Source organism: Rhizobium sp. LARHSG275 (assembly GCF_052871115.1).
The window spans coordinates 110,760-134,467 of record NZ_JBIXJN010000005.1; the positions used below are offsets into that span (position 1 = coordinate 110,760).

The 23,708-nt window shown below is 60.1% G+C and carries 23 protein-coding genes; 15 read left to right on the forward strand and 8 right to left on the reverse strand.

Going from position 1 to position 23,708, the window contains the following annotated elements:
- Positions 1–12: 12 nt before the first annotated feature.
- From ACIPSK_RS07675 to ACIPSK_RS07695, 5 genes are all read right to left on the reverse strand, one after another.
- Positions 13–2,640, reverse strand: coding sequence for an AAA family ATPase (locus tag ACIPSK_RS07675; protein ID WP_017996154.1), 2,628 nt, complete (start codon positions 2,638–2,640; stop codon positions 13–15).
- On the reverse strand, positions 2,637–3,761 hold the full coding sequence (locus ACIPSK_RS07680; RefSeq protein ID WP_446532797.1) for a metallophosphoesterase family protein: 1,125 nt from the start codon (positions 3,759–3,761) through the stop codon (positions 2,637–2,639). Before ACIPSK_RS07680 ends, ACIPSK_RS07675 begins: the two co-directional genes overlap by 4 nt.
- A gap of 307 nt (positions 3,762–4,068) precedes the next feature.
- The gene (locus tag ACIPSK_RS07685) at positions 4,069–5,460 is read right to left on the reverse strand and encodes an aldehyde dehydrogenase family protein (protein WP_446532798.1); all 1,392 of its coding nucleotides are present in this window, start codon (positions 5,458–5,460) and stop codon (positions 4,069–4,071) included.
- A gap of 1 nt (position 5,461) precedes the next feature.
- Positions 5,462–7,108, reverse strand: a complete 1,647-nt coding sequence (locus ACIPSK_RS07690) for an acetolactate synthase large subunit (protein ID WP_162115784.1) — start codon at positions 7,106–7,108, stop codon at positions 5,462–5,464.
- Between the two features lie 469 nt (positions 7,109–7,577).
- Positions 7,578–8,111, reverse strand: coding sequence for an A24 family peptidase (locus ACIPSK_RS07695; protein ID WP_446532799.1), 534 nt, complete (start codon positions 8,109–8,111; stop codon positions 7,578–7,580).
- 259 nt (positions 8,112–8,370) lie between these two features.
- On the opposite strand from ACIPSK_RS07695, the gene ACIPSK_RS07700 reads away from it, so the two are divergent.
- The 14 genes from ACIPSK_RS07700 to ACIPSK_RS07765 all read left to right on the forward strand — a co-directional run bounded on the left by ACIPSK_RS07700 (position 8,371) and on the right by ACIPSK_RS07765 (position 21,255).
- Positions 8,371–8,565, forward strand: coding sequence for a Flp family type IVb pilin (locus ACIPSK_RS07700; RefSeq protein ID WP_130665663.1), 195 nt, complete (start codon positions 8,371–8,373; stop codon positions 8,563–8,565).
- 99 nt (positions 8,566–8,664) lie between these two features.
- Positions 8,665–9,582, forward strand: coding sequence for a Flp pilus assembly protein CpaB (gene cpaB / locus ACIPSK_RS07705; protein WP_222281332.1), 918 nt, complete (start codon positions 8,665–8,667; stop codon positions 9,580–9,582).
- Between the two features lie 55 nt (positions 9,583–9,637).
- Positions 9,638–11,125, forward strand: coding sequence for a type II and III secretion system protein family protein (locus ACIPSK_RS07710; RefSeq protein ID WP_446532800.1), 1,488 nt, complete (start codon positions 9,638–9,640; stop codon positions 11,123–11,125).
- Positions 11,109–11,414: a hypothetical protein gene (locus tag ACIPSK_RS07715; protein ID WP_026154511.1), complete on the forward strand. Its 306-nt coding sequence runs from the start codon at positions 11,109–11,111 to the stop codon at positions 11,412–11,414. Before ACIPSK_RS07710 ends, ACIPSK_RS07715 begins: the two co-directional genes overlap by 17 nt.
- A 91-nt stretch (positions 11,415–11,505) precedes the next feature.
- Positions 11,506–13,104, forward strand: a complete 1,599-nt coding sequence (locus ACIPSK_RS07720; RefSeq protein WP_017967655.1) for a TadE/TadG family type IV pilus assembly protein — start codon at positions 11,506–11,508, stop codon at positions 13,102–13,104.
- On the forward strand, positions 13,101–13,580 hold the full coding sequence (locus tag ACIPSK_RS07725) for a TadE/TadG family type IV pilus assembly protein (RefSeq protein ID WP_017967656.1): 480 nt from the start codon (positions 13,101–13,103) through the stop codon (positions 13,578–13,580). The genes ACIPSK_RS07720 and ACIPSK_RS07725 overlap by 4 nt, the downstream gene beginning before the upstream one ends.
- Positions 13,574–14,197 carry a TadE/TadG family type IV pilus assembly protein gene (locus ACIPSK_RS07730; protein WP_017967657.1) on the forward strand — a complete coding sequence of 208 codons (624 nt, stop codon included), beginning with the start codon at positions 13,574–13,576 and terminating at the stop codon, positions 14,195–14,197. Before ACIPSK_RS07725 ends, ACIPSK_RS07730 begins: the two co-directional genes overlap by 7 nt.
- A 29-nt stretch (positions 14,198–14,226) precedes the next feature.
- Positions 14,227–15,369 carry a pilus assembly protein gene (locus tag ACIPSK_RS07735; RefSeq protein ID WP_446532801.1) on the forward strand — a complete coding sequence of 381 codons (1,143 nt, stop codon included), beginning with the start codon at positions 14,227–14,229 and terminating at the stop codon, positions 15,367–15,369.
- Complete coding sequence (locus ACIPSK_RS07740; protein ID WP_446532802.1) at positions 15,366–15,929, forward strand: L,D-transpeptidase; 564 nt, start codon at positions 15,366–15,368, stop codon at positions 15,927–15,929. Before ACIPSK_RS07735 ends, ACIPSK_RS07740 begins: the two co-directional genes overlap by 4 nt.
- 18 nt (positions 15,930–15,947) lie before the next feature.
- A complete protein-coding gene (locus tag ACIPSK_RS07745; RefSeq protein ID WP_017967660.1) occupies positions 15,948–17,393 on the forward strand; it encodes a CpaF family protein in 1,446 nt (481 codons plus the stop codon).
- Complete coding sequence (locus tag ACIPSK_RS07750) at positions 17,390–18,343, forward strand: type II secretion system F family protein (RefSeq protein WP_017967661.1); 954 nt, start codon at positions 17,390–17,392, stop codon at positions 18,341–18,343. The genes ACIPSK_RS07745 and ACIPSK_RS07750 overlap by 4 nt, the downstream gene beginning before the upstream one ends.
- 7 nt (positions 18,344–18,350) lie before the next feature.
- The gene (locus tag ACIPSK_RS07755) at positions 18,351–19,295 is read left to right on the forward strand and encodes a type II secretion system F family protein (RefSeq protein ID WP_222281325.1); all 945 of its coding nucleotides are present in this window, start codon (positions 18,351–18,353) and stop codon (positions 19,293–19,295) included.
- Positions 19,296–19,310: 15 nt separating this feature from the next.
- A complete protein-coding gene (locus ACIPSK_RS07760) occupies positions 19,311–20,615 on the forward strand; it encodes an AAA family ATPase (RefSeq protein ID WP_446532803.1) in 1,305 nt (434 codons plus the stop codon).
- A gap of 79 nt (positions 20,616–20,694) precedes the next feature.
- Positions 20,695–21,255, forward strand: coding sequence for a hypothetical protein (locus tag ACIPSK_RS07765; protein ID WP_170259489.1), 561 nt, complete (start codon positions 20,695–20,697; stop codon positions 21,253–21,255).
- A 114-nt stretch (positions 21,256–21,369) separates the two neighbouring features.
- Here the strand turns inward: ACIPSK_RS07765 and ACIPSK_RS07770 are convergent, their stop codons facing one another.
- The gene (locus ACIPSK_RS07770) at positions 21,370–21,891 is read right to left on the reverse strand and encodes a tetratricopeptide repeat protein (protein WP_026154513.1); all 522 of its coding nucleotides are present in this window, start codon (positions 21,889–21,891) and stop codon (positions 21,370–21,372) included.
- 256 nt (positions 21,892–22,147) lie between these two features.
- Between ACIPSK_RS07770 and ACIPSK_RS07775 the strand changes: the two genes are divergently transcribed.
- Positions 22,148–22,654 (forward strand): hypothetical protein, encoded by a 507-nt coding sequence (locus ACIPSK_RS07775; RefSeq protein ID WP_446532804.1) that lies wholly within the window; start codon positions 22,148–22,150, stop codon positions 22,652–22,654.
- 114 nt (positions 22,655–22,768) lie between these two features.
- On the opposite strand, the gene ACIPSK_RS07780 is transcribed toward ACIPSK_RS07775, so the two are convergent.
- Together ACIPSK_RS07780 and ACIPSK_RS07785 are read right to left on the reverse strand one after the other, a co-directional pair.
- On the reverse strand, positions 22,769–23,296 hold the full coding sequence (locus ACIPSK_RS07780; protein ID WP_446532805.1) for a GNAT family N-acetyltransferase: 528 nt from the start codon (positions 23,294–23,296) through the stop codon (positions 22,769–22,771).
- Positions 23,293–23,571: a type II toxin-antitoxin system TacA family antitoxin gene (locus ACIPSK_RS07785; protein WP_446532806.1), complete on the reverse strand. Its 279-nt coding sequence runs from the start codon at positions 23,569–23,571 to the stop codon at positions 23,293–23,295. Before ACIPSK_RS07785 ends, ACIPSK_RS07780 begins: the two co-directional genes overlap by 4 nt.
- Between the last annotated feature and the right edge of the window lie 137 nt (positions 23,572–23,708).

Here is a 23,708-nt window from a genome sequence, read left to right on the forward strand (position 1 = left end):
CAGGACCTCTCCCTAATCCGGCTGCCACGGCTGCATGGTGAGCACATTGCCGCCCAGCTTGGCGAAGGCGCGCTGGCGGCAGGAGAAGACGAGGATCTGCTGGTCGCGCGATTGGCGGTGCAGCGCATCGAACATCCGCTCGATTCGGTCGTCGTCGGAATAAACAAGCGCATCGTCGAGGATGACAGGCGCCGGCCGGCCATCGCGGGCAAGCAGCCGGGCGAATGCGAGGCGGGTCAGCACCGAGAGCTGCTCCCGCATGCCGCCGCTCAGCCGGTCGACATCTTCGTCCAGACCGTTGCGGCGCACGATCTGCGGCAGCAAGGTGTCGCCGTCGAAGGTGATCGAGATGTCGTCGAACAGCAGGCCGAGCAGCGGGGCTAGTTCGCTCATGACCGGCTTGAGATAGAGGTCACGCGCCGCCGCGCGCGTCGCCGTCAGCGCCTTGCGCAAGCGATCGAGCACGCCGACCTCCGTCTCGAAACGCTTCACCTGTTCGCGCGCCGCTGCCAGAGAATCGCGCGTTTCCGACCAGTTTTCTTCCAGCGCACTGTCCGAACGGGTGCGGATCTGACCGCCGAGATCAGCAAGCTCTTCGCGGAGCCTGGCAATTTCGCGGCCTGCGGCGTCGGCGACCGAGCGCGCCCTGGCAAGGGCGGCCTCTGCGCCTGCGAGGTCCCGCCCTGTCCTGCGCAAAGGCGCGGCCCGAAGTTCGACAGCATCGACCTGCTCTCTGGCGCTGGAAAGTTTTATGGCGAGGTCCTGCTGCAATTCAGTTCGGCCGGACTCGGGGCCGATGACCGCTTCGATGGCCTCGAGTTCCTGGCCAAGCCTGGCGTGCTCGGTCTGCGCGCGCAATATGGCCTCGCCGGCTTCCGTGCGCATCATTGACGCCTCCCGCGCCCGGTTGCGCGCCAGTTCGATGCGCCGTGTCGCATCCGCGAGACCGGCACGCACCTCTTCCGGGTTGGCGTCGAGTTCGACCGCACCCTGGCTGAGTTCGGCAAAGCGTGCGGCGTCGAGGTGAAGTGCGTCAATGCCATTCGGGGCGAGATCGGCGAGCCGCTGGCGCGCCCGCACCAGTTCCTCCTGCTTGTTCCGCGCGGCAATTTCGCGCTGCCGCGCCGCCCGCAGACTGTCGATACCGAGCTTGGCAAGCAATGTTTGGCGCATGGCTTCCGCGGTCTCCAGCGCCCCATTGTGATCGGCCTGCCGGTTGGAATGGATGGTCAGGGTGCCGACGCCTGCTATGTCGAGCCTCGCCATCCCGGCAAAGCTCTTATCCTCGCCCCCAATCAAAGGCTGGCGGTCCATGCTCACCAATCCGGAGACGTCCTTCAGGTAATCGATCCGGAGCGTGGGAAGGCCGACTTCGGCGGCTGCGCGCAAGCCGACGATCTTGATGTCCAGCGCTTCAAGCCGTTCGATGGCATCGGCTGGAATGGCGAGCAATGCATGCGCCGCATCCCCATCCTCGATCTGCTGGCGCGCGGCTTCCGCCTGTTCGAGACGCAGGCGGACCTCGGCCAAGCGCTCTGCGGCGTGGCGTGAACGTAGCGCTGCCTCGATCCGCGCGAGAAGTTCGCGGTTTACCCGCTCCTCCTCTTCGGCCGCCTGAACCTCCGCCGTTGCAGCCTCGCTTTCAACAAGCGATGCCGTGCGTCGCTCGGCTGCATTTGAAAGGTCCTTTTCCGCCAAGGCGAAACGCCGCGCGAGTTCGCCGCTGCGGTTCAATGCTGCGTGGAAGCGGTCGAATGCCTGCTGCGCGTCGTCGCGGCGGCTGGCGGCCAAGGCAGCCTCGGCATCGAGCGCTTTGAGTTCCCTGTCATGCAGTTTAGCAGCTCCGAGCGCCGACTCGGCATTGGCAATCGCGGTCTTCCGGCCGGCCTCCTCATCAGAGTTTTCCAGTTCGCTGAGTCTCGCCTGCACTGAGCGGCGGCGATCGAGCGCGCCGTGCAGCATCTCCACCTCCTTGGCCAGCCGCGCCTCCTCCGCCTGCAGCCGGTCACGCTCCTCGAGCGCGGCGGCAAAGCGGCCTCCGGTCTTTGGCCGGAGCGTCGCGGTGACCAGGCGATTGAGTTCATCCTCGCAGGCTTCGAGCACCGCCGACATGCGCCGTCCGCCCGTCAGCGCCTCCACCTCTCCCTGCACCGAAGTCAGCAGGCTTTCTCGCACCCGCTTGTCGTTCTCTTCCTCGCTCTTGCTACGATTTTCGATGCCGGTGATGCCCTGGCGCACCCAGAGCAGGCCTGCCGGGCCGGCAGTTCCGCCGGAAATGAGATCGCCGATGAAAGCCTCGGCCTCGTCTGCCTGGGCGACGATCCGGCCGCTGCCGAGATCGGTGACGCTGGCGCGCCGTCCGCTATGGAACTGCTTGGTCAGGCGGTAGCGGCCGGCTTCGATCGTGATGTCGGCCTCGACGATCGGATTGCCGCCGCTATAGGGGCGCAGCATCTGCACGCTCTTTGGATTACCGCTGTGCGGCTGGAAGAACAGAGCATGCAGCGCCTCAAAACAGGTCGATTTGCCATGTTCGTTGGCGGCGCTCAGCACATTGACGCCGTCGGCGATTCCTTCGACGGATATGCCGCGGCCGGCGAAGCGTTTGACATTGTGAAGGCGAAGAGCGTTAAGTTTCATCGATCAATCGCCTCGCAATAGGAAAACAGGCGGATCAATGCCTCGCGCGCCACGCCCCTGTCATCGCCGGAGCGGGATTGGTCGAGGCTTTCGGAAAGCAGCAATTCCGCAGCATCGCGCAACGCGCCGGCTCGGTCGATGGTCTCGAGATCATCGCTCTCACAGTCGGTCCCCAGAAGGTCGGTATCGATCTCCAGATGCGCAAATTCCGGCGCGACCTGCTCCAACAGGCTGATCATTGCCGTCCGCCCGTTCAACCGGGCACGGCCGGACAGCGCGACGCGCAACAGGGTTTGTCGCCGCGCGAACGGTTCCGGCAGCGCGGCCTTCAGCGCTTCAACACCGTCTTCCGATGCCAGCAGCGGAAGCTGTAACGTCTGCCAGGAAAAGCTGGCGGTCGTCACCGCTGTCGTCGTCGGCATCGCTCCCTGCCCGGCAATGGAAACGACCATCGCCTGCCCCGGCCGGTCATGCTTAAAACGGTCGGGCTCGGGAGCGCCGCTGTAATATGTTCTGGCGTCCACCGCTACCGATCCGTGCCAATCGCCGAGAGCCATATAATCGAGGCCGGCCAGCGCCGCGCGGTTCGGCGCAATCACGTTGGTGGCCGTGGCATCCTCCGAGAATTCCTGGATTGGGCCATGGGCGAGGCCGATGCGGATAGAGCCATCAGGTGTGGCAGCACCCGTCATCCATTCGGTCAGGTCGCGGCCCGGCCTCCTGGTCGTGCAAGGCGCCGGCAGCAGGATGACACCAGGTTCAAGCGGAAGGGGCGCCGCCTCCGTCGCCAGGATGACATTGTCGGGCACCACGCCGCGCGCCGCACTCCAGAGCTGATCGGCCAGCAGCGAGTCGTGGTTGCCGGGAAGCAAGACCCAGCGCAGCGGCGTATTCCGGGCCATCTCGCCAAGCGCTTGCCGAAGCACGGCAGGCGTCGGCGTCTCGGTATCGAAGGTGTCGCCGGCGAGCAGGATGACATCCGTCCCATGCTCTCGTGCCGCGCTGGCAAGCCTGGCGATGACACCATGCCGCGCCTCGCGCAGGCGCCCTCTCAAATCCTCCGGAAGATTGCCAAATCGCTTGCCAATATGAAGGTCCGAACTGTGCAGGAAGGAAAACATTAATCAGCCATGTTTGCGATGCGCCGCGAGCTTTCGAGCATGGCCAAGGACCTCTCGTCCACAGTTTCATGATTCCGTTGTTCCGAGGCAGACCATGCCTCCCGGCTATGGGCGAGGCAAGTCCATCCTGGCCGAGCAAGCGGTTATCCAATATTTGTCTCATTTTGAGCGGTGCACGACGTCAATCCCGTCGCCGCACTAGAATTATGCAGACGCGGGACCGACCACGTCGGCGAAGGCATCGTCTATTATCCAAGGGTTTTACCCGCCGATGGAAATCGAACAGTTGATCCCATCATCGCTGCCCCTAAGTGACCTGGTTGAACACCACCATCTTGTCGTCGGCCATCTCTTCCATCGTCCAGGGAATGCCGCCGACCCCGTATCCTGACTGCCTGCGTCCGGCGAAGGGCATCCAATCGGTACGGAACGCGGTGTGGTCGTTGACGAGAACGGCCGATGCATCCAAGTGTTTTGCCGCCCTGAGAGCAACCGCTATGTCGGCGGAAAAGACGCCCGCCTGGAAGGCATAAGGCAGCGAGTTGGCAATGCGGATCGCTTCGTCGAGGTCGCGGTAGCCGTAGACGCAGGTCAGCGGTCCAAAGACCTCGAGCATGGACACTTTCGCCTCAGCAGGCGGGTCCAGCAGAACCGAAGGCAGAAGTGTCGTCTCGGACATCCGCCCACCGCCGATCTGCCTGGCTCCGGCGTCCGTCGCCTCCTTGATCCAGATCGTGACGCGGTCTGCCTCGCGTGGCAGGATGAGCGGACCTACTTCTGTTTGCGCAAGCGTGGGATCACCGACATGCAGGGCTGCCACCCTTGCAGCGAGAGCCTCGGTGAAGGAAGCCAGAATATCTTCATGCACGAAGAGACGCTGGGCCGACACACAGACTTGCCCGGCGTGATAATAGCCACCTTTGACGATAGTACCGACAATCGCATCGACCTTGGCGCTGCGGTCGACGATGATGGGTGCTGCTCCACCGTGCTCAAGCGCGCATCGGGTGCCCGGCGGCAGCTTGGCTTTGAGGTACCAGCCGACCTTTGCCGAGCCGATGAAGCTCAGAAACGCGACACGACGATCGGTTGCCAAGGCTTCGGCAAGCGCATTGTCTTCGGTTATGAGGGTCTGGCACCAGCGTTCGTCGAGACCCGCCTCCCAGAACAGCTTGACGATCTCGATACAGGAAATCGGGGTCGTCGCTGCCGGCTTGATGATCACCGGGCAACCCACGGCGATCGCCGGCGCGATCTGGTGGATGATGAGATTGAGCGGATGGTTGAAGGCCGATATCGCTGCCACGACGCCGATCGGCTCCTTGGTGGTGAAGGCCCATCGGTTGGCGCTGGCCGCAGTCAGCCCCATGGGGATTTCCTTGCCGCCGAAATTGCGCAGCTCGTCCGCCGCGTTCACCAGGCCGTCGATCCCGCGCGTCACCTCGATGATCGCATCCGTCAGCGGCTTGCCGCCTTCACGGGCGATCATCATCGCAAAACGATCGCGGTTCTCCTGCAAAAGCACCGACGCCTTTCTGAGGATCGCCATCCGCTGATGCGCGGGCAGCCAGCCGTCGCGATCGGCGAAGGCATTGGCGGCGATCTGAAGCTTGCGTTCGAGTGCAGCCGCGTCATCGGCCGGCAGCTCTGTTATCGGTTCGCGGTCGAACGCCTGGTAGACCTTCATGGTAGACTGCATCTCAGGCCTCCAAGATCTGGGGGAGCCGTTCACGAAGCTCCTTCACCAGCACGCGTTCGTTCTCCGAATAGTCCACCGGCACATTCACCAGATGCACGCCGCCGCCGGAGAAAGCCTCTTCGAGCACCTGTTTGAACTGGCTGATATCGTCGACCCTCGTTCCCCTGGCGCCATAGGATTCGGCATATTTCACGAAGTCGGGATTGCCGAAGGTCATCCCGAAATCCGGGAACTCGTCCACCGCCTGCTTCCAGCGGATCATGCCGTAGGCATTGTCCTCGATCACGAGCACGACGAGGTTGAGTTTGAGCCGGACGGCGGTTTCGAGTTCCTGGGAGTTCATCATGAAGCCGCCGTCGCCTGAGATGGCCATGACCCGCCGCTCTGGGTATAACATCGAGGCAACCATCGCCGACGGCAGTCCGGCTCCCATCGTTGCAAGAGCGTTGTCGAGCAGCAGCGTGTTCGCCATCCGCGTCCGGTAGTTCCGCGCGAACCAGATCTTGTACATGCCGTTGTCGAGCGCCAGGATGCCGTCATGCGGCATCACTTCTCTTATATCGTGGACCAGCCGCTGCGGCGTGAAACGATCCTCCGTCGCCCGCGCGGCGATGCGCTCGAGAATGCGCTCGCGCAGGTGAAGAAGCGCCTGCGCATTCGGCAGCTTGCCCTCGAGGCGATCCGCCAGCGCCTTCAGCGAAGGGCCGATATCGCCGATAACCTCGGATTGCGGGAAATAGACCTGCTCGACGGTCGCCGGCTGATATCCGATATGGACGACCTTCGGGCCGCCCTTGCCCATGATGAACGGCGGCTTCTCGATCGTGTCATGGCCGATCGTGATGATGAGGTCGGCCTGTTCGATGGCCTCGTGGACATAATCCCGCTCCGATAGCGCCGCGGTGCCCATGTAAAGTTCGGTTCCGCCCGGAACCGTTCCCTTCCCCATCTGTGTCGTGAAGAACGGGATGCGCGTGCGGATCACGAATTGGGCGATGTCGGAGGTCGAGCGGGGACGGGAGGCGGCGGCCCCGAACATCAGAAGCGGACGTTTGGCTGCCGCAATGAGTGCGGCGGCGCGGTCAAGCGCCGCGTCGCTTGCCGTCGGCAGTTCGAGCTGATGCGGCGCAATCAGCGCCACCTCCTGGCATTCCTCGGCCGCGATATCTTCCGGAAGCTCCAGATGCACCGGCCCCGGCCTTTCCTCCTGGGCGATGCGAAACGCCTCCCTGACCGTCGTCGGGATCATCTGCGGCGACACGATCTGCCTTGCAAGCTTGGTCAGCGGCTTCATCGACGCCACAACGTCGACCACCTGGAACCGCGCCTGGCGGGACGAGAGGATGCCTTTCTGACCCGTGATCATCACCATCGGCATCGCCCCGAGCAGAGCGTATGCGGCGCCCGTCGAGAGGTTCAGGGCGCCGGGGCCGAGCGTCGTCAGGCAGACGCCCGGCTTGCCTGTCAGGCGACCATAGGTCGCCGCCATGAAGGCGGCTGCCTGCTCGTGTCGGGTGAGCACGAGCTCAATCGACGACTTGCGGATGGATTCGACAACGTCGAGATTCTCTTCGCCGGGAATGCCGAAGATGCGATCGACACCTTCGTTTTCAAGCGCTGCCACTAGAAGATCGGAGCCTTTGGTCATGGATGTGTGCCCGTGCTGTTTGGTTTGAGGCTTCAAGAAAGGAAGGACCCCTCGAAGATAAGTTCTTTTTCGCGCTCGTCCATGCGTTCGACGGCATTGGCGGTTGACCTCAATCCTGGCGACCGGGAATTTGCAGATAAGATTTGCCGCGGGAATAAAAAAGCTCTTCGCAGTTCTGCCGGCAGACAGCTTGACTGATGGTGTGAGATGTTGCAGTTCAGGTCGGCATCTCACGCGGTTGCCGGCAAGAGATCAGGTGCCTCGCTGTAAATTGCGAGCACCGCCTATAGCTGAAACGACCACTCTCGCGACCCGTCGCATTCTCGCTGATACCGCCCCAAGTCCGTTCGCGCCGCATCGACTGTGGGCGCGATAGGCCTGTCTTCTCTGTGAGCTGATAAAACAGATTTTGCTGAAAACGATCGTGAATGCGAAGGGGCTCTTGCGAGGAAGTTCTGTCGACGCCGGGTCACCGTAGCAGTTGCTGTCGGATAATGGGCAAGGCCAAGGTGAGGAGCGCGGCGAATACCATGACGACGCCATAAGGTATCTTCCGGCTCGCCCGAATTTCCTCGATGCGCATGAAAAAGGCTAGGTGTGCGACGGGCAATGGCACCGGCAGCCGCAGGGCCAGCAGTGTGACGATGCCAAGGACGAGGAGGAAAAACGAAAACGGCAGCATTCCATGCCATCCGACAAAAAGGCCGATCGGCAGAAAAAGCTTGGCGTCCCCTGCACCAAACAGCCGGAACGCCCAGAGCGCCACTCCGAGCATAAACATCAGCAGACCGGCCGCGACGTCGCCGCCAATTCCGCTCGAAGCAAAGAGAGCAGCTCCGACATCCTCGGAGCCAAGCATCACACCCACCGCGCGCAGCGCATAAAGTGTCACGAGCGCAAGCACGATCGTGTTGGGGATCTTCCATGTGCGGAAATCGGTCCAGGCGGCGTAGAGAAAAAGTAATACTGAAATCGAGCTAATAACATCGATCATTTTAACCATAGTATTCAACCTTTTGGGTTATCGCAGCCAGATTTGCAAGTTACTCTAAATAAATCCCGTAGAAGTGAATCGGTTTTTACGAAGTGACCCGGGACTTTCGTCTTAACCATAAAAGTATAGATGCCGATCGCCCGCGTATAAAACAATTGACTAAATTAGACTTAACAGATTATTAATACAACCAGTCGAAGGGGCGGTCTCGACGACAGGGCGGCCGGGGGAAATTACGGCGCACAACTTACCTGGGAGGTAATTCTCGATGAAAGCACTTGTAAACTGCGTACGCGCTTTCGCGCGGGAAGAAGACGGCGTCGCACTCACTGAATACCTCATTCTGCTTGCCTTGCTGGTCGGCGGCGTGATTACGGCAGTGACATTGGCCGGCACCAATCTGGCTGCCGTTTGGACGGGATGGGCAGGGTGGTTCACCACCAAACTGGCTGTCCCAGCCTGATATTGGCGTTCTAAGAAGGGAGGGGTTTTTGTTAACCCCTCTCCTCTAAATTAGCAAAAATGAATGGATGCACTCCGTCCAGTGTAGCGAGTAACCGCGATGCGTTCTTCAACGATCTTAAGTCTCGTTATTGCGTTTGTACTTGCCGCCGCAGCAGTTTTCGGCATGCGCGAGTATCTCTCCGATCAGAAGGCCCGGCTGCTGGCGATGAACGGCGTGAAGGCCGAGGAACGGACACTCGTTGTCGCCGCCAAACCGATGCGCTTCGGCGACCGGATCCGGCCCGAAAATCTCAGAGCCATCCCATGGCCCTCCAATGAAACACCCGCAGGCTCGTTCGTCAGCGTCGAGCTGGTCGTTGGCAGCGATGCCCAGCCGCGCTATGCCATGGCGGCGATCGACCCCGGCGAGCCGGTGCTATCCTCGAAAATCACCGGTACCGGCGAACGCGCCACGCTGTCGGCGGCCCTCGATCAGGGCATGAAGGCCGTTTCCATCCGCGTCAACGACGTGCTCGGCGTTGCCGGCTTCGTCAGGCCTTCCGATCGCGTCGACGTGCTTCTGACGCGGGTCGTACGCGGGCCGACCGGCAACGACCAGACCTTCGTCGACGTGCTGCTGCAGGGCGTCAAGGTGCTGGCGGTGGACCAGACGGCCGACGAGCGCAAGGACGAACCATCCGTCGTGAAAACCGTGACTTTTGAAGTCACGACCGATGAGGCGCAGCGCCTTACCCTCGGCTCCAGCATCGGCACGCTCTCGCTGGCGCTTCGCAATATTGCCTCTGCCTCCATCGAGCAAACCCGGCCGATCACCGTTGCCGACCTTGGTGGCGGGGCGATGGCGACCGAACTAGGCAATGATCTGGAAAAGAATAAGTTGCCAGAACCTGAAAAACAAGTGCAGATTGTGGAGCCAAAGGTCGAACCGGTATTGCCGGTCGAGCCGAAGTGGGTGACGGTGGGGGTCTGGAACACGACGAAGCGCGAGGAGCACAGAGTCGGCCTGGTCCAGTGATGTTTAGGCGGCATGCCGCAGATGCGGCCAGCCGAATGAGGGGGCAACAGCAGGCATGGCGGATGGCAAGAGAAGAATCGCAAGTACGAAAAGGCTTGCGGCACTGGCGGCAGTGTTTTCGGCCTGTGTGTGTTTAGGTCCCGGATTTGCCGGCTGCGCCAACGCACAGGAAAAGTCGGTCACCTTAGGCAAATCGGTCCAGCGCGTGACGTTGGCTCCGAACGCGACGCTGACGCTCAACACCGGCCAGCCCTTCGGCGATCTCGTCATCGGCAGCGCCGATATGATCGACGTGGTGCCGCTTTCCGACAAGTCGCTGTTCATTCGCGGTAAGAAAGTCGGCGCCACCAATATCTCTGTCTATGGCGACGACAAGTCGCTTCTCGGCGTCATCGATGTCCGCGTTGCCAGCGATTTCAGCGAAGTCGCCGCCGCCATTCGCTCTGCCGCGCCCTCGGCCCGGGTTATCGTGGCCAATTCCAACGACCGCATTCGCCTGACGGGTATGGTTCGTGACGGCGTCGAATTGCAGCGCGTGATCGAAATTGCCCAGTCCTATTCCGATCAACCAGTGCTGAACCAGTTGCGCGTCAGTGACAGCCAGCAGGTGATGCTGGAGGTCCGTGTCATCGAAGCGTCACGCCAGACGGGTCGTGACCTCGGGATCGGCTGGTCCGGGCGCGGTAACAACGGCATCGGCAAGGCAACGACCAGCCAGGGTATCGGCGTGGACGATAATGGCAGCCTCGTCCGTACCCTCGTTGACCCCAAGGGTGCGGCAACCGGCATGCTGCCCTTCGGCCAGCTGATCGCCAAGGTTCTGGAAATTTCGGGCGGCCGCATCGACGTGGTCATCAACGCCCTCGAGCAAAAGGGTTTGGTGCGTCGCCTGGCTCAGCCGAACCTGATCGCGATGAGCGGCTCGACCGCCAGCTTCCATGCCGGCGGTGAAGTGCCGATCCTGAAGACGACCAACAACGGCACGACAGTCGCCACCGAGACGGATTATCGCCCCTTCGGTGTGCGGCTGACCTTCAAACCGGTGGTGCTTGATGACGGCGTCATCAATCTGGAAATCGAGCCTGAGGTTTCCGAGCTTGATCCGTCGATCAACGTCAACGGCAATCCGGGTTTCATCTCGCGCGCGGCCAGCACCACGGTCGCACTTCGCGACGGCCAGAGCTTTGCCATGGCGGGCCTGCTGCAGTCGATCAATGCCAAGGACATCCAGCAATTGCCGGGCCTCGGGAAGATACCGATCCTCGGCGCACTGTTCCGTTCGACGAGTTTCCAGAAGAAGGAATCCGACCTGGTTATCGTCGTCACTCCGCACATTGTGCGGCCTGCCCGCCCGGGTGAGGACCTCTATAGTCCACTCGATCAGACGCGGTCGTCCAACGACGTCGAGCTTTTCGCACTCGGTGTCCTGGAAGTCGACAAGGACATGCTCCGGCGCTTTCGCAACGGCGAAGGCGTGACCGGGCCTTATGGCCATCGTCTCGACCTGAACCAGGGAGGCCAAGTTGTTGCTACAAAACGCTAAGCGCGTCCTTCTCGTCCTTGCCGCCGCCGGCCTGGTTTCCGGCTGCGCCGACTACATGAACCATCGCGACACGATCACCTTCGGGGCCGGGAACGCCATGGAAGCAAACAAAGCCATCCATACCGAGGACCCGTTCCCGCCGGAAGCCCAGCGAACCCGTATCGCAAGCGACGGCAAGGTGATCCGCAGGGTGATGACCGAGTACCAGAACGGTGGGGTGGGGGTCATTCAGCCCTCCCCCGCTATGGAGGCCAACGGTGCGTCCAATGGGGCCACCATCAGCCAGTAGTGGTTCGAAAGGCATGAACGGCGGCAGCGCGCCGGAAGGGAAATGCACGAAAAAGGGTCGTCACGGCAGAAGCCGTGATGGGGGTAGGCCAATGCTGAGCAGGGTTGTCAGACGGTTCTGGAACGATCATCGTGGCTATGTCATCGCCTTGACGCTCATTGCCATGCCTATGCTTCTCGGCTTTTCGCTGCTGGTCATCGATGTCGGCCGCAGCAGCAACCTGCACACCGATCTCCAGAACGCGGTCGATGCGATGGCGCTCGCCGGAGCCCGCGAACTCGACGGCCGCGACGATGCCATTTCGAGGGCGCAAACGGCAATCGAGAAAATCGCCAATAGCGCGGCTTTTTCCGGGGGCGGGGCCGGCATGTCCCTTGGCTCGCACATCAGCGTGACCTACGACGCCGCAAATGACGCCGGCAGCACGGTCAACGTGTTTTTTCTGAAGAACATCCCGGCCAGTGACGATACATCAATCCCGGCTTCGATGAAGACGACAGTGGCCAGCGAGGCGTCCTATGCCTGGGTCATCGCCAAGCCGCAGGCGATGCAGACGATCTTTCCGGTCCCGGTCGGCTTCACCCGCAATACGATCAACATCGCTGCCGATGCCGTGGCCGTATACCATGCCAGCGCCTGCGACGTGACGCCGATCTTTATCTGCAATCCGTTCGAGCCGGCGGGGAACACGAGTGAAAGCGCCAGCGAAGTTGCAGCTGCGGCCCTGCACACCAATTTTGCGGCCGGCAATCTCTACGGGCGGCAGATCGAGCTTCACAGCACCGCGGCCTCCAATCCCGGTCCCGGCAATTTCGGGTTCCTGCGCACCCCATTGGGCAATGGTGCGTCCGTGCTGGCGGAGGCTCTTGCCACCGGCAATCCCGGTACCTGCTACACACAGGACAATCTCGACACGGAGACCGGCGCAAAGGCGGGGCCGGTCGAGGACGGCGTGAATACGCGCTTCGGCTTTTATTCCTCATCGTTCAACAAGGCGAACGGAGATTATCGTTACAGACCTGCGCAAAATGTGCGCTCCGCCCAGTCAATCACCGGAAAGAAGGGCTGCGATACTTACGATCCGGTCACGGTCGGTGATGTTGTCGGCGATGCCACCAAGGCATTGCCGCTCGGCTACGGAGCGGGCATGACCTCGCTTGCCGGCGGCAAGATCAGCAGCAGCAACAATTGGCAGTATACGACCTATTGGAATGTCGCTCAGGGCACGGCCGTACCCTCGGCGAGCACGGTCCTTAGCAACTATTCCAGTTATCCCGCGCAGGCGACCGGAGCACCAAGCCAGCCTTCCGCTTACGATGTTTATCGCTACGAGCTTGCAAGCCCGTCTCTCATCAGTCATGCCTCGGCAAATGGTGAGACCGGAACGCCGGAAACTGGCGGCCAGTGCTATAGCGGCCCGGACCTTTCGAGCTACACGGCGGCCGAATATGGCGATCGGCGCGAGATCTTCTCAGCCATCGTCAATTGCGGCTATGAAGCCTCGGTCGGCCACCTGAACGGTCACAAGGCCACGCGCGCCGTGGCCTTCGCGCGCATGTTCCTGACCAAGCCGGCGATAAAGGATTCCGGCGAACGATACCTTTCCCTGGAGATGATCGACATCACCGGCAAGGGTGGCCGCGGCACGCTTGACGAATTCCTGCGGGAAGAAGCGGAACTGGTCAGATGATGGCGCTCCGCAATTTTATCCGGCATCGGCTTTGCCTCGGCTTCTGGCAGCGGGAGGAAGGCGCAGTACTTGCCGAAGCGCTGCTCGCGATCCCTTTTGTGACGCTCTTTGCGGCTGGGATACTCGAGTTTGGCAGCATCTTCTGGGAGCGTATGCAGATCGACGCAGGCTTGCGCGATGCGGGGCGTTACCTCTCGCGATGCCGGCCGCTGTCGGGAACCTATGTGCCGACATGTAATCAGGCGACTGCGAAGACGATCGCCTTTTACGGAACGCAAACACCTGCGGCAGGCGCCACACCCCGCGTCCCCGGCTGGAACGACCCTGCCGACATCACCATCACCGCACCCGACGCGGACGGGGACATCACCATTTCCACGGCTCATCTCTACCAGAGTTCGCCGGTGTTCGGCTTTCTCGGAATCGGCGCCATCACCATCAGTTCCTTCCATGAAGAGAGATACATCGGATGGTGACTTCTAGGGCAATCAAGGCATTCTGGCAGGATAGCAGTGGTGTCAGCCTCGTCGAAGCATTGCTGACCTTCCCGATCGTCATGCTGGTGTTCGCCGCCTTCATCGAGTTCGGCTATGCCATGTCGCAGTGGAACCAGACGGTCAAGGCGCTACAATATGGTGCCCGTCTGGCGGCGGTATCCGATCCGCTGACCACGAATTTCAATGCCGTTTTCCCAACAGATGCCGCCGATCCGCTCAACAACGGCAAAGCGGCACCGAACGATGCCACGATATCCTCGACCTGCGGGCCGGCTCTTGCAAACTGCACGGCGGCATTGAACCGGATTGTGCTGGGAAGCGACGGCGTCTGCAACGCGGGTACTGATCCTCGCCCCGGCATTTGCGACCTAAACTGGCGCATCACGCCGGATAAGCTGATGGTCACCTATCAGCGATCGGGGCTCGGCTATTGGGGCCGGCCGGACGGGCCTGTGCTGACGATGCGGCTGGAGGTGCGCAACATCACCTTCGATCTGCCGGTCCTTGGCGGCTTGTTGGGACTGAACGACGTCACCATCCCGGCCCATCCGGTGACGATCACGACGGAAGATCTGAAGACCTGCTCAACCTGCTGACTCCTTAAATTACGCGTAGGAAAGCGAAAATGACAGCTCACATGAACATTGCCGCATCCAGCAAAATCCTGGTCCTCTCCGACGACGCGGCGGCGGCGAGCTTCATGCTCGACACGTTCGGGTCGCTTTCGCGTTACGATGTCCGCCATCTCGCGCTGAAGGCGCTCGCGGAAAAGGGCCGGTTCGATCCGGCGCAGTTCGATCTGATCGTTCTCGACGTCGACAATGGGACATTGCTGCAGCAGCCGGAGCTTTTCACGTTTCGCACCAGCTATCGGGACATTCCGCTCGTCGTGGTTTCCGAAGACCTGCCTGATGACATGCTGCGGCTGCTCTTCCGCCTGAACGGCAATGACTGGCTGAAGAAGCCACTCGAGCGCCGGGCACTGATCGACATGATTTCGACCCATGCGCCGGGCACCGGAGCGAGCGACAGCCGGGTGCATGCAGTGGTCTCGGCCGTCGGCGGCGCCGGCGCCAGCGTGATCGCTTCGTCGCTTGCTCATGTACTGGCCCAGCCGACCAAGAATTCCACGCCGAGGATTGACCTGTTCGACACGGATTTTTGCTCCGGGGCGCTTGGCTATTATCTCAACCTTGTCAACGACTACGACTTAAAACCCGTCATCGCCAATCCTTCCCGGGTCGATCTGGAATTCATCGATCTGGTCCGAAAGCGGCATTCGGGGGGCTTTTCACTGCTGTCTTTCAAGCAGCCATCCGTCCTTCTGGCGCCGAAGGGCCGTGAACTCGTGCTGCGTATGCTCGACGTGGCCGCCTTCGAAAGCGACCATACCATCATCGACGTTCCCTACTATGACACGGCATGGAAATACGAGGTGCTCACTTCGGTCAACAGCATCTGCATCGTCACCGAAATGACGGTGCCTGCGCTTTCTCAAGCCAAGGATCTGTTTGCCAATCTGGTACGGTTGCGCGGCAGTTCGGATCAGATGTTCATCGTCATCAACAAATACCGCGCCAAACTTTTCGGCCTCGGCCTGCGTCGACAACAAACGGAGAAGATATTCAAGGATATCCCGACGCATGTCATTGCGGATGACTGGGAGACTTTGAGCGAGGCGGTCAACCGCGGTGTGCTGCCATTTCAGGTGAATTCCCGAGCGCGCTTCTGCGGCGCGGTCGGTAAACTTGGAGCATTGGTGCGATGAAGGCAGTTGACAGTGGGCGCATAAGGTCCTGCGTCGGCCTTGCGGCTCTGGTCGTTCTGATGGTTGCCGGGGATGCCTCGGCAGGCGGTCTTGTACCACGAAGCCTTGGGCCGACGACAAGCACCGTAGTGACGATCGAAAAAACCTACGCGGTTGGAACGATCGTCGTCGTCAGCGCGAGTCGGACGCTGGATCTCGTCGTCTCCGAAGGACGCGCGATCCGTTACAAGATCGGAGTCGGGCGAGACGGATTTCGCTGGAGCGGCACCGTCAAGGTTGGACGCAAGGCAGAGTGGCCCGACTGGCGCCCGCCTGCCGAGATGAAGGCGCGCTCGGCCGGACTTCCGGACCTGGTACCCGCCGGACCGCTCAATCCTTTGGGTGCTCGCGGGATCTATCTCTACAAGGGTGGGACAGACACGCTCTACCGCATTCATGGAACGAACGAGCAGTCGACGGTCGGCGGTTTCGCGTCATCGGGCTGTTTTCGCATGAGCAATGCCGACGTCATCGATCTCTACAAGAGGGTGAAAGTCGGTTCCACGGTCATTGTAAATTAATCGTTCAGGGGTGGGCACATGGCGAGCGGTATCATGGGGCGTTTTTACAAGCAGGGGGAGCCGGAAAGCCGGGAACTGGAGGCAGCCAAACCATCTTTGGTCGGCGCAGTTCAGAACATGCCCGCCCAACCGGCCTCTGATAACGCCGCGGCGAGTGGAGAAGAGGCTTCGCTCGGGCCGGACATGGTTTCCGAGCGGGTCAATCTGCACCGCTACCTGCTCGATCGCATCAACCTCGGGATCCTCGACACGCTCGACAACGAGGAGATCGCCACCGAGATCCGGCCGTTGGTCAAGGACTATATCCGGACGAACAACTTTCCGCTGAACGCCAAGGAAATCAATGATCTGATCCGTGACATCACCGACGAGATGCTGGGGCTCGGACCGATCGAGCCGCTGCTGGCCGACGACACAATCGCAGATATTCTCATCAACGGCTACAACAGCGTCTATGTCGAGCGGAGCGGCAAGCTCGAGAACACCGCTGTGCGGTTCAAAGACGAGGACCATCTCCTGCGGGTGATCAACAAGATCGTCTCGGCGGTTGGCCGCCGCGTCGACGAGTCAACGCCGATGGTTGACGCCCGCCTCAAGGATGGCTCGCGTGTCAACGTCGCCATCCGACCGATCTCGGTCGATGGACCGCTCGTTTCCATCCGCAAATTCACGCGCAAGCCGCTGACAATGGAGCGCCTGGTGCAATACGGCGCCATGGCCGATGCAATGCGCATCCTTCTCAGCGCCGCGGTCAAGGGCAAGGTATCGATGGTCATTTCAGGCGGCACCGGTTCTGGCAAGACCACCTTGCTCAACGCCCTCTCGTCGCAGATTTCTCCAAGGGAGCGCCTGATTACGATCGAGGATGCGGCCGAGCTTCAGCTGCAGCAGCCGCATGTCGGGCGCTTGGAAACCCGACCGCCGACACTCGACGGACGCAACGAGATCCGTCAACGCGAACTTTTGAAAAACGCCCTGCGCATGCGCCCCGACCGCATCATCGTCGGCGAAGTCCGCGGCGACGAGGCGTTCGACATGCTGCAGGCGATGAATACCGGCCACGAGGGGTCGATGACGACCATTCACGCCAACACGCCCCGCGACGCCGTCGGCCGACTTGAGCAGATGGTGGGCATGGCAGGGATGCCGATGTCGCAGTTGAGCATTCGCTCGCAGATATCGTCCGCCATCACCATGATTGTGCAGGTCCAGCGCCTGAGCGACGGCAGCCGCAAGGTTGTCTCGATCTCCGAGATCACCGGCATGGAGGGCGAAGTCGTGCAGATGCAGGAGATTATGAAATTCAAGAAACTCGGCACCGATGAAGGCGGGCGAATCCATGGAGAATTCCGCGCCACCGGCATTCGGCCGCGGTTCGTCGAGGAATTTGCCGAACTCGGGATCGAGATCCCTGTGATGATTTTTGATCCCGGTAAACCGCTGCAGACGGGACCTGTCCAATGATCCTGCTTCTCCTTTACGCGGCCGTTTTTACCGCCGCCCTTGTTGCTGTCGAAGCGATCATGCGCGGCTATTTCAAGACGTCCGAACGCCACCGCGCTGTGAACCATCGGCTGAGCTTGCTCGAGGTCAGCGATGATCATCGCAAGACCTATAGTGATATGCTCAAGGAGCGCGGGGCCGGCGGCAGTTGGCGGCAGACCCCCTTGATGCAGCGGCTGATGCAGTTCTACGCCCAGTCGGGAATCAAGTTCGATGCCAAGCGATTTGCTCTCTTCGCGATCGCGGGCGCTCTTTTGACGTGGCTGGTCGTTCAGGTCCTCTTGCCGAGCACTCTGTTCAGAGTGCCCGCCTTTCTGCTGATCTGCCTTCTCATCCCCGCACTCGTCGTCTGGCGCGCCCGGGTGCGCCGCATGAGGAAATTCGAACAGAAGCTTCCTGAAGCGCTCGATGTCGCCAATCGCAGTTTGGCCGCCGGCCACCCGTTGCCGGCGGCGATTTCCCTGGTGGCACGCGAGATGCCTGATCCGATCGGCACCGAGTTCGGCATCCTCACCGATGAACTCACCTACGGCGTGACGCTTGACGATGCTCTCGTCAACTTGGCGGACCGGGTCGGCGTCGAGGATCTGAACCTGCTTGCGATATCGCTGAGCGTACAGGCGGGAACCGGCGGCAATCTGGTGGAGATCTTGCAGAACCTTTCGAAGACGCTGCGAGACCGGACGCTGCTGAGGGCAAAGGTCAGGGCGATTTCCTCGGAAGGACGCATCACGGCGATCTTCATGTCGATGTATCCGTTTCTGCTCTACGCGATGATCAAGATATTGTCGCCGACCTACTTCGATCCCGTCTGGGAGAGCGGCCACGGAGCCACTGTGGTGAGCGTGCTGCTCGCCGTCATGGCGATCGGGAATGTCATTCTCTACAAGATGGTCAACTTCGAGTACTGAGGCGGTTATGTCGAGTGAGTATGGAATTTACCTCATCGTCTTCTTTGCAGTGCTGATCTTTTCTGCAGCAGCATCGGAATTGTTTTTTCGACAGCGCGAGGTCTCGGTTCGGGTTTCGAAGAGCTCGGCGGCAACAGGCGAGGAGTTCCACCTTGGCGATACGACGATTGCCGATCTCGGCGAGGCGGAAAACCGCCTGATCCGTCGCTATTTCGAGATTACGCGACGTGACACGAATGCGAACTCCACCCAGAACAGGCTGATCAGGGCAGGCTATTTCGCCGCCGGCGCCGTGACCACCTTCCAGGTGGTTCGTGCGGTGGTCTGTATCAGCGTGCTGGTCGCGGCAGTCTGGGCTCTGAACTGGGCCATACCGGACATGTCACGGTTCGCTACGCTGATCGTTGCGATGTTTGCTGCGGGCATGACCTTTATTCTGGTCAACATCTATATCGACCGGCGCGGCGCCGCCAAGGAGAGGGAATACCGCCGCCTCTTTCCCGATTTCATGGATATGCTGATCGTCTGCCTCGACGCGGGCATGAGCATTGAGGCAGCCGCGAACCGTGTTGCCCGGGAATTCGTCGACAAGCGGCAGGACTTCGGCCTGCACCTCTCGATCATGATGCTGGAAGTGCGAGGTGGCCGGCGATTGCGCGAAGCGCTCGCCAACCTTGCCGTCCGCCTGAGGATTGACGAAGCCCGGGCCCTATCCGTTCTGTTCCGCCAATCGGAGGAGCTCGGGACCAGCGTAACGCAGACGTTGCGGGTCTACTGCAAGGAAATGCGCGACTTCCGCATTATTCGCGCGGAGGAAAAGGCAAACGCCCTGCCGGTCAAGATGCTGCTGCCGCTCGGCGCGTTCCTTTTTCCGGTAAGCCTCATCATCGTTCTCGTTCCCGTTGTTATCCGTGTCATCAGTCTTCTTCTCAGCATGAACCCCGGCGGTTGAGCCAAGCGAGGTCGTATGCAGTATTCGCTCGAACAGGATCGTAACGATGCCATCATTTCTCTCGATCCACGCCTACCAATGGCTCCGGCAAACATAGAACAAGCCGGACTGGATCCGTCGTTCCTGCTTCGGCTGGCGTCAAAATGTGCAGCCGAGCAGGATACAACCACGGCATCTCATCTGGCTGACCGGATGAAATTGCCGAAAGTGATCGTCAATATCCTGATCAAGGAACTCGTGAAACTCGCATACCTCGAGGCGCGCGGCCTGGCTGGTGAGGATGTGAGATCCGATATTCGATATGCGCTTTCAATGAAGGGGTTCGAATATGCCCACGCGGCGTCGCGTCAAAGCCAATATGTCGGGCCGGCGCCGGTTTCGCTGGACGCTTTCTGCCGGCAACTAGGCTTGCAGTCCATCCATTACGAGCGCGTGACCCCGGAGCGGCTGACCGAGAGCCTTGCCGGGCTGGTGCTCTCAGACGCCTTGGTCGAAAAGCTCGGCCCGGCCATCAACTCCGGTCGCTCTATCCTGCTTTACGGACCACCCGGAAATGGAAAGACGAGCATCGCCGAGCGGACGTCGCAACTGTTTCGCCAAACAATCTGGGTGCCCTACGCCATCGAAGTCGGCGGCCATGTTATCAGTTTCTATGACGAAGCCGTGCATCATCCCGTATCGGATGCCGAAACAGATTCCCATCCGAAAGCGGATCGACGATGGATCGAATGCCGCCGTCCGGTGATCAAGACGGGCGGGGAATTGACCCTCGATCAGCTCGATCTCACCTTCAACGCGGGACCGAATGTCTATGAAGCGCCCATCCACTTGAAGGCATCAGGCGGCGTTTTCATCATCGACGACTTCGGGCGTCAACAAGTGGCGCCGCAGGCGCTTATCAATCGCTGGATTGTGCCGCTCGAGCGCGGATATGACTTCCTGACGCTGCACACCGGCAAGAAGTTCAGGGTTCCCTTTGACGAGCTGGTCGTATTTTCGACGAATATCGCACCGAAGGACCTTTCCGACGAGGCGGGCTTGCGGCGCCTCAAATACAAGATCTTTGTGAACACTCCGTCGCGCGACGAATATATCAGAATCTTCAAATCCTATGCCAGCGGCACCGGATTGGTTGTCTGTGATCCAGACCTGAATCTTTTCTACGATCGCAAGTATGGTGGCGATGTGCTAGCGTCTTGCTATCATCCAAAATATCTTCTGGATTTCGTCAGTTCTTACTGCGAGTTCAACGGCATAGCCGGGATCGCATCGCTCCGTATGCTCGAACGGGCGTGGGAAGGTGTATTTACGTCGGAATGATTGCGGGCTTGTCACTGACACGGGGTGTTCCTGGACTACGTGTCCAACGCAGATTTGATGACTTATGGGGGGCAAACGAATGACCAGCATTCCGGGTATTGAGGTCGAAGCAGACCGCGCAGAACCAAGCAATTTGCGAGCGATAGAGCAGCGGGGCTCAAAAAGCCCGCTATTCGTCGGTTTGCTGCTGATGCTCCTGCCCGTGAATGCTGGCGTTCTCATCTATACCGCCAAAAACTCGGCGGATGTTCGCGAGAGCCGCGAGACCATCGCCGCGCTTAAAAGGTCCATCGATGGCCTGAGGGGACAAATGGAAAAGCAGTCGCGCAACATCGCGGATAATGCCAAGGCTGACGAAGTCGCACTTATCCGCCAGGGGATGGATGGGCTGCAAAAGACTATGATGAACGAACGGCGAAACGACACAAGCGGTCTTCGCATGGGTTCAGCTTTGGTCCTGAGCGCACCCGGCAAGGAATCGGCACAATTTTTCGCACCCCGTGCCGCCCCAGCGGAAACTCTAACTCCGGATAGCAGTCTTGCGTCGATGGCGGCTGGGGGCATTGCAGTCAACGACCTGCCGCGTTACGAACGAACCCTCTCGCCGGAGGGCCAGCTCATCCTTCGGAAGGCACGGTAAAACAACGACTTCACCTCCAAAAAAGCAGTCTCTGGACGCAGCCAGAGGCGCCGCGCCGATGCTCGCAACGCGGCAAGGGCACTCTCGTCTCGATGCAGATCGCTGAAAGCCCCATCACCGCTGAGCGTAGTTCACGCTGTTCTTCATCAATTCGAGGTTACGGGCAGTGACTTCGTTTCCGGGATCAAGCTCATAGGCTTTCAGGAAATACCGTCTGGCAGTGCGCAAGTCACCGCGCAGCAGGTGAGAATATCCGATATTGTTGTAGTAGACTGGGGTGTTGCCGATCATGCGCGAGAGTTGCTGGTAGGCGCGGTCGGAGGTGTCGAAGCGGGCAACCATGTCGGCGGAGGCTGCCAAGCCTAGCCAGGCGGCCGGATCTTCCGGAAAAACGTCAACCGCTCGCTTGTAAATGGCGTAGGATTTTCCGTAGTTCTTTTCCTGAAACTGCAGTTTGCCGGTCGTTATCAACTCGTCGTTCTTATAGAAGGCGACGGCTGAGTCATCCTCGAGGGTCTTTGCACTGTCGCCATAAGCAGCCAGACCATCAACGCTGGACGACTGGCAACCAGCTAAGATCACGCCAGTCGCTATCAAAAACGCAATGCATTTAGTCCCAGCTCTGATTTGCAACATTGACAACTTGATCCCCCATCAGACATTCTTACCCAAGACTCGGATGTGTTCACCGGAAATCATCATAAAAAAAAGCTAACAACTCAAGAATTTAAGCGAGTAGTCGCAAAAAAGCGACAGATACCGTCTTCGCGCGGAACGCGCCAAGGTGATAAATGCGACTATTCAAAGTTGGCATCGTGTGCCCAGTGATTCTCAGCGTAGAAAATTAATCAACGTCACCTACCCTGCTCGTCGGTCAAAGATGGAACGCCGTATGCGGATCGCTATTTTCACGCTGATGCGACTTGGGCCATCGCTGGCTTACGCGATAGCATCGATCTTCGTTCTCAGTATACCGCTGTTGGAAAGCCACCCATCAAGTGCGTCCGCCTGGTGGCTGCATATGACGATACTTCCGGTCATGCGCGAGCCCATCTATCTGCTCTTGGCGGTACCCGGCGTTGGAATTTGGAGCGCCACGGTCCTGTTGATGCTTGCATCGATTTTCGGGGTTCGAGTGGCTCTGCAGCCGCAAAGACACCACCGGTCTGGATTCATCCATGCGCATATCGCGCTGATCGCGACCGGTCTAACGCTGGGGCGGGCAGCAGTTGCGCAAGCCGGCCTTTCCGACTTGGCGATGCCTCAGCTTCAGCGAGGCGACTGGTCGTTCCTGCCGCTATCCCACTCCCCGCTTGGGACCTTCCTTTTCATATCCGTATTGTCGGCTTGCATTTGCTGCCATTTAACAATCATCAATCGTATAAAATCGGCACGATAGAAAAGGGGCGAACCGCCCCCGCTCAGTAACAATCGGCAGTATCGAGGTCCTTCCGTGAGTATTGCCTGAGCAGCGTGCTGAAGGGACGAAACCAATCGCTTGGCGGCAAAGCGGCTACAAGAGCCCCTTGGCCTTGAAGTCGGCGGCGAAGGTGGCAAGCGGCATAACGAGGGTGAGCGGTTTCCCTTGCAGCGGTTCGGCGCCGTAGCCGGCATACCAATGGGCGGCGCGTTCGTTCTTGGCATCGATGATAAGCAGGATCCCGCCGCCCTCGCTGGCGAGCCGCAGGCAACGGAGCGCCGCAGCGGCGATGAGCTGGCCGCCTAAACCTTTTCCCGCCACCTTTATGTCGGTTGCCAAACGCGCGAGCTTGAAGCCTGGGACTTCATGGCGCGCGAGGCCTCTCGTCATCTTCGGAGGCACGGCCTCATGCGTAACGGCCGAAGGCGCGACTGTGTAGAATCCGAGGATGCAATCAGGTTGGGCCTTGTCGATAGCGCAGAAGGTCTTCGCCGCATTCTGCTCATGGCTCTGCCGAGCGAAGCGCCGAATGAACTCGTTCATTGCCGCATCACCGCAATCGAATGCGGCCCGATCGTGCGACTTAGCGATCGGCTCTTCATGCCAGACGGGGAGGGTCACAAGGTATCCGGTAGAGCAGAGATCGCGGCTCGTAGTTTCGCGTTCGGTTTGGGCGGGTGTTCAAGCAGATCGAGGATGCGGATGAAATCGCGGCTCGAAACGGTCTCAACTTCCGCAGCCTGGATGACGGCTTCGGCTTCAGGTACGATCTTATCGAGAATGAAATCGGCCATATCCTTGTTCGAGAGGGCAGCCGCGCGCGCGATCATTGCCTTCTGCTTTGGCGGGATGCGCAGCTGGTAGCGTTCGGTTTTACTGTCCGCGGTTCTCGGCATGATTATCTCCTTGGTCTCAATATAATGTACACATTGTATGTGTACAAGAAGTTTCCTGATTGATCGCAGCATTCAGGGCCGAAATCACACGGCGGTCTCACGTCTCATACTTAAAGGTGGTGACGCTCATCGCTCGA

Bases quoted from the DNA above. Each gene is read 5' to 3' on its own strand.
- ACIPSK_RS07700 (WP_130665663.1), top strand. From the start codon at position 8,371: ATGAAAGCACTTGTAAACTGCGTACGCGCTTTCGCGCGGGAAGAAGAC.
- ACIPSK_RS07690 (WP_162115784.1), bottom strand. From the start codon at position 7,108: ATGACCAAAGGCTCCGATCTTCTAGTGGCAGCGCTTGAAAACGAAGGT.
- ACIPSK_RS07740 (WP_446532802.1), top strand. From the start codon at position 15,366: ATGAAGGCAGTTGACAGTGGGCGCATAAGGTCCTGCGTCGGCCTTGCG.
- ACIPSK_RS07710 (WP_446532800.1), top strand. From the start codon at position 9,638: ATGGCGGATGGCAAGAGAAGAATCGCAAGTACGAAAAGGCTTGCGGCA.
- ACIPSK_RS07695 (WP_446532799.1), bottom strand. From the start codon at position 8,111: ATGGTTAAAATGATCGATGTTATTAGCTCGATTTCAGTATTACTTTTT.
- ACIPSK_RS07685 (WP_446532798.1), bottom strand. From the start codon at position 5,460: ATGCAGTCTACCATGAAGGTCTACCAGGCGTTCGACCGCGAACCGATA.
- ACIPSK_RS07680 (WP_446532797.1), bottom strand. From the start codon at position 3,761: ATGTTTTCCTTCCTGCACAGTTCGGACCTTCATATTGGCAAGCGATTT.
- ACIPSK_RS07775 (WP_446532804.1), top strand. From the start codon at position 22,148: ATGCGGATCGCTATTTTCACGCTGATGCGACTTGGGCCATCGCTGGCT.
- ACIPSK_RS07770 (WP_026154513.1), bottom strand. From the start codon at position 21,891: ATGTTGCAAATCAGAGCTGGGACTAAATGCATTGCGTTTTTGATAGCG.
- ACIPSK_RS07760 (WP_446532803.1), top strand. From the start codon at position 19,311: ATGCAGTATTCGCTCGAACAGGATCGTAACGATGCCATCATTTCTCTC.
- ACIPSK_RS07725 (WP_017967656.1), top strand. From the start codon at position 13,101: ATGATGGCGCTCCGCAATTTTATCCGGCATCGGCTTTGCCTCGGCTTC.
- cpaB (WP_222281332.1), top strand. From the start codon at position 8,665: ATGCGTTCTTCAACGATCTTAAGTCTCGTTATTGCGTTTGTACTTGCC.
- ACIPSK_RS07720 (WP_017967655.1), top strand. From the start codon at position 11,506: ATGCTGAGCAGGGTTGTCAGACGGTTCTGGAACGATCATCGTGGCTAT.
- ACIPSK_RS07745 (WP_017967660.1), top strand. From the start codon at position 15,948: ATGGCGAGCGGTATCATGGGGCGTTTTTACAAGCAGGGGGAGCCGGAA.
- ACIPSK_RS07750 (WP_017967661.1), top strand. From the start codon at position 17,390: ATGATCCTGCTTCTCCTTTACGCGGCCGTTTTTACCGCCGCCCTTGTT.
- ACIPSK_RS07675 (WP_017996154.1), bottom strand. From the start codon at position 2,640: ATGAAACTTAACGCTCTTCGCCTTCACAATGTCAAACGCTTCGCCGGC.
- ACIPSK_RS07730 (WP_017967657.1), top strand. From the start codon at position 13,574: ATGGTGACTTCTAGGGCAATCAAGGCATTCTGGCAGGATAGCAGTGGT.
- ACIPSK_RS07785 (WP_446532806.1), bottom strand. From the start codon at position 23,571: ATGCCGAGAACCGCGGACAGTAAAACCGAACGCTACCAGCTGCGCATC.
- ACIPSK_RS07765 (WP_170259489.1), top strand. From the start codon at position 20,695: ATGACCAGCATTCCGGGTATTGAGGTCGAAGCAGACCGCGCAGAACCA.
- ACIPSK_RS07755 (WP_222281325.1), top strand. From the start codon at position 18,351: ATGTCGAGTGAGTATGGAATTTACCTCATCGTCTTCTTTGCAGTGCTG.
- ACIPSK_RS07735 (WP_446532801.1), top strand. From the start codon at position 14,227: ATGACAGCTCACATGAACATTGCCGCATCCAGCAAAATCCTGGTCCTC.